Annotated in this window: 9 protein-coding genes; 7 read left to right on the top strand and 2 right to left on the bottom strand. The window is 35.3% G+C overall.

What is annotated here, in order from left to right; genetic code table 11:
- Positions 1–37: 37 nt before the first annotated feature.
- Positions 38–667: a glycerol-3-phosphate 1-O-acyltransferase PlsY gene (gene plsY / locus FEZ33_RS00765; RefSeq protein ID WP_235888733.1), complete on the bottom strand. Its 630-nt coding sequence runs from the start codon at positions 665–667 to the stop codon at positions 38–40.
- Positions 668–922: 255 nt separating this feature from the next.
- On the opposite strand from plsY, the gene parE reads away from it, so the two are divergent.
- The 3 genes from parE (at position 923) to FEZ33_RS00750 (ending at position 6512) form a co-directional block, all read left to right on the top strand.
- Positions 923–3022: a DNA topoisomerase IV subunit B gene (parE, locus tag FEZ33_RS00760; protein ID WP_138403468.1), complete on the top strand. Its 2100-nt coding sequence runs from the start codon at positions 923–925 to the stop codon at positions 3020–3022.
- Positions 3012–5507, top strand: coding sequence for a DNA topoisomerase IV subunit A (gene parC / locus FEZ33_RS00755; protein WP_138403467.1), 2496 nt, complete (start codon positions 3012–3014; stop codon positions 5505–5507). Before parE ends, parC begins: the two co-directional genes overlap by 11 nt.
- Positions 5508–5582: 75 nt before the next feature.
- Positions 5583–6512, top strand: coding sequence for a manganese-dependent inorganic pyrophosphatase (locus FEZ33_RS00750; protein ID WP_138403466.1), 930 nt, complete (start codon positions 5583–5585; stop codon positions 6510–6512).
- A 103-nt stretch (positions 6513–6615) separates the two neighbouring features.
- Here the strand turns inward: FEZ33_RS00750 and FEZ33_RS00745 are convergent, their stop codons facing one another.
- A complete protein-coding gene (locus FEZ33_RS00745) occupies positions 6616–8322 on the bottom strand; it encodes an Rqc2 family fibronectin-binding protein (RefSeq protein WP_138403465.1) in 1707 nt (568 codons plus the stop codon).
- A gap of 436 nt (positions 8323–8758) precedes the next feature.
- Here FEZ33_RS00745 and FEZ33_RS00740 point away from each other — a divergent pair, with 436 nt between their 5' ends.
- From FEZ33_RS00740 to FEZ33_RS00725, 4 genes are read left to right on the top strand one after another with little or no spacing between them, the layout of a single operon-like run.
- Positions 8759–9760: an ABC transporter substrate-binding protein gene (locus FEZ33_RS00740; RefSeq protein ID WP_138403464.1), complete on the top strand. Its 1002-nt coding sequence runs from the start codon at positions 8759–8761 to the stop codon at positions 9758–9760.
- Positions 9761–9768: 8 nt separating this feature from the next.
- On the top strand, positions 9769–10659 hold the full coding sequence (locus FEZ33_RS00735; RefSeq protein WP_138403463.1) for an ABC transporter permease: 891 nt from the start codon (positions 9769–9771) through the stop codon (positions 10657–10659).
- Positions 10660–10675: 16 nt separating this feature from the next.
- On the top strand, positions 10676–11467 hold the full coding sequence (locus tag FEZ33_RS00730) for an ABC transporter ATP-binding protein (protein WP_138403462.1): 792 nt from the start codon (positions 10676–10678) through the stop codon (positions 11465–11467).
- Between the two features lie 29 nt (positions 11468–11496).
- Entirely contained in the window at positions 11497–12354 is an 858-nt protein-coding gene (locus FEZ33_RS00725; protein WP_138403461.1) for an LD-carboxypeptidase, read from the top strand.
- The last annotated feature ends 56 nt before the right edge of the window (positions 12355–12410 follow it).

Raw genomic sequence — 12410 nt, 5'->3', positions numbered from 1 at the left:
ATAAAGTAGAACTTATCGCCCAAGGCGGTTTTTTGATTTAATTTTTTGGTTTATTCAATCCCCAATTAATACGACTTTCATTTCCTTTTAAAAGTCTTTGGATATTTGTACGATGACGATACAGAAGTAACAGTGCAATAAGTATGAAACCTACTTTGTAAACAGGTTCCGGATTTGTAATCGCAATATATAGTGCTATGATAGAATAGCTTGTCATCGACGATAGACTGACTGTACTTGTTAAGAATATCAGAAGACCTAAGATTAAAACTAAAGCTAATGCGAGATAAATATTAAATGCGACTAATACGCCGATTGAAGTTGCGACAATTTTTCCACCGCGAAAGCCAGCCCATAAAGGGTAAGAATGCCCAATAACACAAGCTAAGGCAGTCGCCATTATAATTAACGGAGACTCGGGGAATAAATTTTTTGCAATGAGTACTGGGATTAAACCTTTCAGTACATCAACAATCGTTACCATGACTGCCGCACGAAAACCAAAATTTCGTCCAACATTGGTTGCGCCACTGCCTCCACTACCTAAAGAGCGGACATCAATATCATGGCGTGTTCTTGAATAAAGTACGCCAGTAGGAAATGATCCAATACAGTATGCTAAGATGACCCATACGAAAGGCCAGATATTATTCATTATTGTTTCCATAGCAACCTCCTAATAACTGGCTTTATTTTACCATATAAAATTTAATTAATATAGATAATTTAATATAGTGAAAGGTCATTAACAAGTATTGGATATTAAAAGAGTTTGCAATATCTTAGTTCTTTGTATAAAATTCAAAAGGTCAAACGCAATGAAATCGTGACAAATAAACATTTTAAAATTTAATACAGAAAAATAGAGAAATTTTTGATATGATAAAGAAGTTGATTATTTATAGAAAAAAGAGGTGTAATTTTGGCACAGAAACCAAACCTTACAAATTATAATGATGATGCCATTCAAATACTCGAAGGACTAGACGCAGTACGTAAGCGTCCGGGTATGTATATTGGTTCGACAGATCAAAAAGGCTTGCATCATTTAATATATGAGATAGTAGATAATTCAGTAGACGAAGCGTTAAGTGGATTTGCTGATAAGATAAATATAACGTTAATGGAGGATGGCAGTGTCCTAATTGAAGATAATGGTCGAGGGATGCCTATTGGTTTACATGACAGTGGTATTCCAACAATTCAAGTCATCTTTACAGTGCTACATGCCGGAGGTAAATTCGGTCAAGGTGGCTATAAATCTGCCGGAGGGTTGCATGGTGTTGGAGCGAGTGTTGTTAATGCTTTATCAAGTTGGTTAGAAGTAACCGTTTATCGTGATGGTTACAAATATACAATGCGCTTTGAAGATGGTGGTAAACCAGCGACGAAACTGAAGAAAACAAAGGCACCTTCGAAATCCATGACAGGGACGACGGTGCATTTTATGCCGGATGATAGTATTTTTGGTAGCTCAAAAATCAATTATAGCACGATTAGCGAGCGATTCCGTGAATCTGCTTACTTATTAAAAGGCTTAGAAATCACCATCGAGGATAAAATTCATGAAGAAAGCGAAACATTTTTATTTGAAAATGGATTACATGATTTCATCAATTACCTAAATGAAGAAAAAGATACAATGGGTGAGATTGCGAATTTTTCAACTGTTGTGGATGAATTCGAGATTGATTTTGCTATGCAATACAATGATGGTTATTCTGAAACAATTCTTTCTTTTGCTAATAATGTCCGCACTTATGGTGGGGGAACGCATGAAACGGGTATGAAGACGGGAATTACAAAAGCGTTCAATGAATATGCACGTAAATCAGGCTTACTAAAAGAAAAAGACAAAAACCTTGAAGGATCAGATGTGCGTGAAGGGTTAGCAGCCGTCATATCTATTCGTGTACCTGAACAATACTTACAATTCGAGGGGCAAACTAAAGATAAACTGGGTACACCGAAAGCGCGTCAGTTAGCTGATAATGCTGTGAATGAATTTTTATCTGCTTACTTAAATGAAAATGGTAACTTCAGTCAAATGATTTTACGTAAGGCGATTAAAGCGCGTGAAACACGTGAATTAGCCAGAAAAGCCAGAGATGCAGCACGTACCGGTGCTAAGAAATCTCAACAAGAAAAACTAATTTCTGGAAAATTAACCAAAGCACAATCAAAAGATGCTTCGAAAAATGAACTTTATTTAGTCGAGGGAGATTCAGCTGGTGGGTCAGCTAAATTGGGACGTGACCGTCGCTATCAAGCAATCTTACCATTACGAGGTAAAGTCATTAATACTGAAAAAGCCTCGATGGCTGATATTCTAAAAAACGAAGAGATTAATACGATGATTTATACCATTGGTGCTGGGGTTGGGAAGGATTTCAATATCATTGAATCTAACTATGATAAAGTCATCATTATGACCGATGCGGATACCGATGGGGCTCATATTCAAGTATTACTACTTACGTTCTTCTATCGTTACATGAAACCTTTATTAGAAGCTGGGAAAGTATACTTGGCGATGCCACCACTTTACAAAGTAAGTAAAGGAAAGGGTAAGAAAGAAGTGATTGAATATGCTTGGACAGATGAAGAATTAGAAGAAAAAATTAAACAAGTTGGAAAAGGCTATATCTTACAACGTTATAAAGGTTTAGGTGAGATGAATGCTGATCAATTATGGGATACAACGATGAATCCTGAATCACGTTTATTAATCCGTGTAACCATTGATGATGCTGCCATGTCTGAGAGACGATTAACAACTTTAATGGGAAGCAAAGTAGAACCAAGACGTAAATGGATTGAAAGCAATGTCCGCTTTACCTTGGACGAAGAGGACACATTGCTTAAAGAAGCTGATATCAGTACGAGTCAAAAAGACGAGGAAGCAAATATCGACGTCAAAGAAAAGTTAGAAAATCATTCTGAACCCGAGATTGATTTAAATCGTGACAATAGTGAATCTCAGATAAATTTATTTAGTGAGGATGATATAAATGGTCGTTAATCCAAATGAACATATTGAAGAACTGACGTTCGCAGACGTCATCGGTGACCGATTTGGTCGCTATTCTAAATATATTATACAAGACCGTGCCTTGCCGGATATAAGAGACGGATTGAAACCCGTACAACGTCGTATATTATTTGCAATGCAACAAGACCGCAATACGTCTGAAAACCCTTATCGAAAGTCGGCTAAGACAGTCGGAAATGTTATTGGTAACTATCACCCTCATGGGGACTCATCAGTTTATGAAGCAATGGTCCGATTAAGTCAAGATTGGAAGTTACGAGAGCCATTAATTGATATGCACGGTAATAACGGAAGTATGGACGGGGACCCAGCTGCAGCGATGCGTTATACCGAAGCTCGCTTATCACCGATTGCTTCTTTACTATTAGAAGATATAAACTATGAAACAATTGATTATGCGTTTAACTTTGATGACACAATCGAAGAACCAATTGTCTTGCCGGCTAGATACCCTAACTTAATTGTCAATGGAGCGACAGGTATTTCAGCCGGTTATGCGACTGAGATTCCGCCCCATAATCTAGGTGAAGTCATTGATGCAGTGATTTATATATTGAAACATAAGAAATATGAACTCTCTGATTTATTAAAATTCATCAAAGGGCCAGACTTTCCAACCGGCGGGATTATTCAAGGAGCGAAAGATTTAAGTAATGCTTATAAGAATGGGAACGGAAAAGTCGTTGTTCGATCTAAAATCGAGATTGAAACGCTTAAGGGTGGTAAATCTCAAATTGTTGCGACTGAACTTCCTTATGATGTAAATAAGTCCAAACTCATCCAGCGTTTAGATGATATTCGTCTACAAAGAAAATTAGAGGGGATTTCAGAAGTCCGCGATGAATCGGACCGTGATGGAGTTCGCCTTGTAGTTGAATTAAAACGAGATGTCGATGCTGATGCTGTATTGAACTATTTACTAAAAAATTCTGACTTACAAGTAAATTATCACTTTAATATGATTGCCATTCATAACAGACGTCCTGTATTAGCGAATTTAAAACTAATTCTTGAATCTTATATCGATCATCAACGTGAAGTAATCACAAGACGTACGAAATTCCAATTAGCTCAAGATAAAAAGCGATTGCACATTGTTGATGGATTAATTCGAGTGATGTCAATTTTAGATCAAGTGATTGCAACCATCCGCCAAAGTGAAAACAAATCCGATGCGAAAGCAAATTTAGTAAAAGAATTTGAATTCTCAAATGAGCAAGCAGAAGCGATTGTTTCACTGCAATTATATCGTTTAACTAATACTGATATTACCGCTTTACAAAATGAGCGTTTAGAATTGAATGAACGTATTGGTATGTATGAAAATATCTTAGCAAATGATGATATTCTAAATAAAGTATTAATTAATGAATTAAATGATGTTAAAAAGAAATTTGCAACACCACGTCGGACTGAAATTGAAGCTGAAGTTGAAGAAATTACGATTGAATCAACACTTTTAATTCCACAAGAAGATGTCGTTGTATCCGTAACAAATGAAGGTTATGTTAAACGGACAAGCCACCGTTCATTTAATTCGTCAGATACATTGAATTTAGGGCGTCGTGAATTTGATTATGCAATTTATGTGGAGAAGTTAAGTACTTATGATGCGATCGTCATGATTACTAACAAAGGAAATTACATTTACATACCAGTCAATGAATTACCTGATATCCGTTGGAATGATATGGGAATGCACATCTCACAAAAATACCGTCTTAAAGAGGGTGAGCAACTCGTTGCTGCCTTTAAAGCCGTTCAAGGTATTGGTGAACCAGATTTAAGTATTGCTGACGATAAGATACTTCTTGCCACACGTTTAGGAATGATTAAACAAACTAGGCTCGATGAATTTGTAACATTTAGAAGTTACAAAACAAAATCAGCCGTTGCTATGAAGTTGAAAAAAGACGACGAGCTTATCTCAGCGATACCTATCAAAGGTAAGACTAACTACCAAGTCGTATTCTTAACACATCGTAGTTATAGCTTAAGATATCCGATTAGCGAAGTGTCTAGTTATAGTTTACGAGCACAAGGGGTTATTGGTATAAACCTTAAAGAAGAAGATTATGTTGCTGCTGCCTTAATTATCGAAGATGATACAAATACACAAATTGTTGGATTAACTCAAAGAGGGAATATCAAACGATTTAAACCTGATATTGTTGGATCAGCTTCTCGTGGTAGCCGTGGTATTCTATTATTAAAAGAATTGAAGTCTCAACCACATCGACTAATCAATGCATTAGCAATTACAGATGCTAATGCTCCATTAGTCGTATACGGAGATACTGGCTTTGAAAGTGAGATTCAACCGAATGATTATCCAATATCAGAACGGTTATCAAACGGTTCTGCTGTTAAGGAAATTGAAAAACTAGGGAATGTACTTGATATTCATCTCGCACAACTAAAACTAATTAATCAAGAATCTAAAAATGAAGAATAGTTAGGAAAGGTCATTCATTTTTTAGTAATATAATGATAAACTATATTAGAATTAACCTTAAGGAGGAATATATTCATGTCAAAATATTTAGTTTTTGGACATAAAAATCCAGACACTGATGCGATATCATCAGCGATTGCATTTAGTTTTTATTTAGAAAAAATCGGTCATGAGTCAGAAGCTGTGGCTCTTGGTACACCAAATGAAGAAACTCAATTTGCATTAGATTATTTTAACGTTGAGAGACCACGTGTTGTGTCATCTGTCTCAAATGAAGTAGAACGCGTCGCTTTAGTTGACCATAATGAAGCTACACAATCAGTGAATGATTTAGATGAGGTTGAAGTTGATTTCGTTATTGATCACCATAGAATTGCTAACTTTGAAACATCTAATCCATTATTCTACCGTGCAGAACCAATTGGAAGTACAGCAAGTGTTATATATAAACTATTCAAAGAAAATAACCTTGATGTTCCAAAAGCAATCGCAGGCTTAATGTTATCAGCGATTATCTCTGATACGTTATTATTCAAATCACCAACAAGTACATCACAAGATGAGAAAATTGCGAATGAATTAGCAAAAATTGCAGATGTAAACATTGATAAGTATGGTCTTGACTTATTAAAAGCAGGAACAAAATTAAGTGCTAAATCTGCACTTGAGTTAGTTCAATCTGATTCAAAAACATTTGATATGAACGAACAATCCGTCCGTATTGGCCAAATCAATGCGATTGGGTTTGACGAGATGTTAGGACGTAAAGTTGAATTATTAGAAGCAATGCGCGAAGAAATTGCTGCAAATAACTTCGATTTATTTGTTCTACTTATTACTGATATCTTAGAGAGCGATTCAATGGCTTTTGTTCTTGGCGAGAATATTATTCCTGTAGAAAAAGCATTCAAACAACCAGTGGTTGAAGAGGTAATTACTTTACCTGGTGTTGTATCACGTAAAAAACAAATTGTACCTCAATTAACTGAAGCTTTTTCAGACTAAGCAAATTAAACTGGTGAGGCTATCTTCACCAGTTTTTTTATTAGAAAAATAAAAACCGATCTGCTACTTAGTTCAAAAAACTAGGTAGCGGATCGGTTTTAAATTATCCATTCATTTTTAGTTCGTTTATTTTCTTCTCTACAGGTGTGACAAATAATGTATTTTGACCTTCATAAATCACATAACCTGGTTTAGCACCATTAGGCTTACGTAAGTGCTTCACTTGGACTGTATCGACAGGGACATTGGCAGAATTTTGCGATTTAGAGTAGTAAGCGGCTATTTCAGCCGCCTCTGTCATCGTTTGATCACTAGGCTTGTCAGATTCGACAATCACATGCGCTCCTGGAATATCTTTAGTATGTAACCACCAGTGGTTTTTACTTGCTTTGCGCATACTTAATTCATCGTTTTGTTGGTTATTACGACCAACATATATCATCACACCATCACTTGATTGATAGCGACGGGGCTTAGATTTAGATTTTGCTCGTTTTTTAACGGACTTATTCCGTTTACCGCCGTAACCCTCTCGAATTAACTCAGCTTTAATATCTTCAATGTCTTCAATTTCTGCTTGTTCAAGTTGAACAAGGACTGAATCCAAATATTCAATTTCTTGCTGTGCTAATTTTTCTTGTTTTTCAATAAAACGTAATGAGTCACGGTATTTGGTATAGCGTTTGAAATAAGTTTGACTATTCTCTGACGGTGTCTTTCTAGGATTTAATTCAATGGTATAAGGTTCATTGTTATCGTAATAATTAGCTACAACGGTAGAAGATTGACCTTTTTCGATTTGATACGAAAAGGCATTGATTAATTCACCTTTTAGACGATAAGTATCCGCATCTTGAGCGACTTGTCGGTCTTTTTCTAAGTTCTCTAATTTATGATAATTTTTTTCAATGATTTGTTTGATTCTTTGAATTAAATCGCCAGATAATTGCTTAACTCGATCTAAACGAACTTTTTGATTGTAGAAAACATCTAGTGATTTACTTAATGATTCATAATAATCTCGTTCGCCTTCAAGATAGGGCAGATCCATTGCGTAAAATTTCATTTGATTGTCAGTTCTAAATATGACGGGTTGGCCTGTCTTTAACTCGTGTAAATATTTTTCAAGGGCTTGATACGCTGTCAACTGGTCATCATTTATCCACGCGGTAATTTGTTTACTAGCGAGACCAGACATCCCTTGAATCACTTTAGATGCTTTACCTGTTGCGAGTAATTCTTGGTTTTCAGTCGCGAACTCGTTTAATTGAGCTTCACTTAATTGTAAGATGTTTTCTTGGTTTTCCTTCTTAGGTGGTAAGATATATTCAGCACCTGGTTGTAAACTTCTAAAACTATTCATACTTGGCGGAATATGTTTAATGCAATCAATGATTTTATTCGTAACTGGATTAACCAATATAATATTACTGTGACGACCCATTAATTCAAAGATAAGTAAATAACTTTGTAGATCACCCAGTTCATCGCGACCACTTAATTCAAATGTGATGATTCGGTCATTTTCATGTTGACGAATATCCAATACCGTTGCATTTTCCAGATGTTTTCGTAATAACATACAAAACATAGGTGCTTGTTGTGGGTTATTCGATTTCTCCTCAGTCAGGTGTAAGCGATAGTAGGTTGGATGAATCGAAGCATCCATTCGGTAATTGGTACGATTTGATCGGATAACGAATTGTAATTCTTGTTCAAACGGTTGATAAATTTTATGTATGCGTCCATTTTTTAGTTTGGAAGTTAGCTCTTCTGTAATTTTGTGTGTATAAAAGCCATCAAATGACATCAACCAAACCCCCTTTAATAACATGATTTTACTAGACTATTATTGTACATTAAATAAGCTTAAATTACTAATTATCAAAACGTAGCCGATTATTAAAGAAAGATTAAAAAAAGAATAGAAATGGTTGACATATATTTGACGAGGTTGTATCATTGTATTAACAAATACGAAAGGGGCCAATGAATATGACGAACCAAGTTAACAACAAAATTAATTTAATCTGGCAAAGCTGGCGTAGATAGGTTGTAGACTTGGAATCTGTTCCATGGATACAGCCCAGTTTGAATTTAACTGAAACTGTATCTATGTGGCTCTTAATCCAGTTTACCACATAGAGTTTGTAGTCTTACAATCTATGTGGTCTTTTTTTATGCTTTATTAAGCTGACACATAGATTGTATGTGTCGGCTGTTTTTTATATAAAAGGAGAATAAAAATGAAAAAATTACAAAAACTTATCTTAGCAATGGTTGCACTGGCATTAGTCGTTGTATCAAGTACAACAACAAAAGAGGCTTTCGCTCAAGAAGATTCATTAGATGTAACGGTTGTTCAATTAGTTACGCATAGTTCACTCGATGATATCCGACAAGGTGTCTATGATGGGCTAGCGGAACACGGATATACTGAAGGTGAAAACTTAACGATTAATTACCAAAACGCTGAAGGAGATTTAAACATCCTCTCAACGATCGCTCAAAGTGTAGTGGCGGAAGAGCCTGATATGATTTTCGCCATTACGACTCCGGTAGCACAAGCGTTTCAAAATGTGACATCAGATATTCCAATTATTATGACCGGGGTCACTGATCCTGTTTCAGCAGGAATTGTTGATGATTTAGAAAATCCAGGCGAAAACATTACTGGTGCAAGTGATGCAGTACCATATGAAGATCAATTTGAATTATTATTACAATTACAACCAGATGTGCAAAAAGTAAGTATGATCTATACAACAAGTGAAGACAATTCATTGGCAGAAACTGAACAAGCAGCAGCAGTTGCAGAAGAAATGGGCTTAGAAGTTCAAATTGAAGGAATTGCTTCTACAATGGACATGCAATTAGTGGCTCAAACTTTAGCTAGCGAAGTCGATGCAATCTATGTTGGTTCAGATAATACGATTGCAAGTGCTTTTGAAACTTTATTAGATGCAACAGATGCAGCTGGAATTCCAGTCTTTACAACGGTTGACGTGATGGTAGGGCAAGGGGCATTATCAGCTGTAGCAATTAACCAGAAAGATATCGGATTATTAGCAACAGATGTTGCCAAAGAAATCATCGATGGTGCAAATCCAGGTGAGACACCCGTGCGATTTTTAGATGAATTACAATCTCTGATTAACTTTGAAACAGCTGATCGTTTAGGTATTGAAGTACCAGAAGAGCTTGCTTCTGAAGTGATGGATATTAAGGACCGTTTAGGTGAGGAGTAGTTGTTAGTATGAGTATTTATTTTAGTGCAGTTTACCAAGGAATATTATGGGGAATTATGGGATTGGGACTATACATTAGTTTCAGAATCCTACGATTCGCCGATTTAACCAGCGAGGCATCATTCACTTTAGGTGCTGCTTCGGCAGTTACATTAATTACAATGGGTGTTAACCCAATTGTCGCCACTTTTGCTTCTATTATTACTGGAATGTTAGCTGGTCTAGTAACAGGAATATTAACAACGTATTTTGATATTCCTGCTTTACTTGCTAGTATTATTTCCCTAACTGGGTTTTATTCGATCAACTTACGTGTCATGGGGAGTCCGAACTTAAGCTTACGTGGTTTTGATACAATCTATAGTTACTTAAGTGAAGCGATTGAAAGTGTTCAATATCAAAGAGCTATTGTTGGCTTAATTGTTGTTTTACTTGTTATCCTTTTTATGACTTATTTATTTAAGACAGATTTAGGACAAGCGATTATTGCAACCGGTGATAATGAAATTATGGCGGCTTCATTCGGAATTAAAACAAATACAATGAAACGTCTAGCATTAATGTTTGCCAATGGATTTATTGCACTAAGTGGTGCTTTAGTTGCACAAGATAATGGGTTCTCAGATGTTCAGATGGGGACAGGAACCGTAGTTGTTGCTATGTCTTCAATTGTTATCGGAGAAGTTATCTTTAGAAAACAAATGAAATTATCTGGGCGTTTTATTTCAATCGTTGTTGGATCAGTGATTTATCGATTAATAATTGTCTTTGTTCTTCAATTAGGCTTTAATCCAAACGACTTTAGATTAATCTCAGCCTTGGTGTTAGCTATATTCTTAGCATTACCAGCTATTTCTAAGAAGATGGGCTTAAATAAAGCTAAACTAGGAAAATTATAGGAAGGAGAGTGTAATGATGACAGAAAATTATTTAGAATTAAACCATGTATCCAAAGTTTTTCAACGAAGAACAGGAGATATTGTCAAAGGGTTAGAAGATATTACTCTCTCAGTAAAACAAGGCGAGATTATTGCGATCATAGGAACGAATGGGGCAGGGAAATCCACGTTATTTAATGCTCTTACAGGGCATATCGAACCCGATGAAGGAAGCATTTTATTAAATAATACGGATATTACAAAAATCCCTCAAATCAAGCGTGCCAGTATTGTTGCAAGAGTTTTCCAAAACCCAAGTATGGGAACAGCTCCTCGTATGTCAGTATTCGAGAATCTAATGTTAGCAAGTAAACGTGGTAAAAAACGTGGTTTGTCTCTATCTTTAAATGCTGAAAATAAAGCTGAAATGGCAGAGTATATTTCTCAGTTTAATTTAGATTTAGAGAAGCGCTTAGACTTACCAATAGAATATTTATCTGGTGGACAGAGACAAATCATCTCTTTAGTGATGGCAACGATTCAAAAGCCACAACTATTATTATTAGATGAGCATACATCAGCGTTAGATCCACGTACAGCTAAACAAGTCATGGAAATGACACACAAAATGGTAACAGAAAACAATTTAACTACTTTAATGATTACCCACCATATGCAAGACGCAATTAAATATGGTGATCGAATTGTTGTCCTCCATCAAGGAAAAATTGCGAATGTATATAGCAAAGAAGAAATTGCTAGTTTAGAAATTGGACATTTGCACGAACTTATGGAAAAATTAGTAGAGATTGAAGCAAATGCTTCTTAAAAAAACTTGATATAGAAAGTGATGATAATATGCACCTGAATTCTGATGATGAAGTCATCTTGCTTGGCTGTTCAAACGGACTAGATTTAGATGAACAAGTAAGATTAAAAATAACATCATTATATGATTGTTTGGTTAATGAATTTGATCTAAAAGTTCATATTAGCCCTACTATATATATTGATCCCATTAATAATGAAACACATGACGCTACTTATCGAAAAGAAGAATTATACAATGCCTTGATAGATCCTAATATCAAAGCCATTTTCGACTTATCAGGGGGAGACTTGGCGTTGGAAGTTTTAAACCAATTTACTGAAGATGATTGGCGAGCGATTGAATCTATTTCCGATAAGTTTTATTTAGGTTATAGTGACAATACAGTGATTATTAATGCTTTATTATTAAAGACAAACGTCAAAGCTGTAAACTTTTTAGCAACGAATATCATTAAAGATAATACAGGCGTTGCAAAAGATAGTTTTAAACGTGTGCTATTAAATAATGAACGGATCGATAGAGGAAGCACAACACCAAACAAAATAGAAGAAAGTGCAATTATTATTGGTGGAAATATTCGATGCTATTTAAAATTAGCTGGGACACCTTATTTTAATCTTGATAATGCTGAAGGTTTACTTCTTGAAGGTCAGTCAGGAGATATTAATAAAATGCGCAGCTACTTGTCACAACTTGATTTATTGAATATTTTGGATAGAATGAAGTTTGTTGTTATTGGTCATTTCAGTGAAATAAAAGAAAAAGGCCAAGAAGACGAATTATACAAATTAGTCCAAACTTACCAGAATAAATATAATTTTAAATTATATTTTACGGATTATGTCGGACACCATGAAGCCGTATATCCATTTATAATGAATTAGTTTCAGTGCCATCATTTTTGTGCAAAACAACTATATATTGTGTCGCATTTAATAAA

Source organism: Ruoffia tabacinasalis (assembly GCF_005864045.1).
GTDB classification, from domain to species: domain Bacteria; phylum Bacillota; class Bacilli; order Lactobacillales; family Aerococcaceae; genus Ruoffia; species Ruoffia tabacinasalis.
Note: the sequence above shows the minus strand (reverse complement) of the source record. Positions and strands in the feature narration are given on the sequence as shown.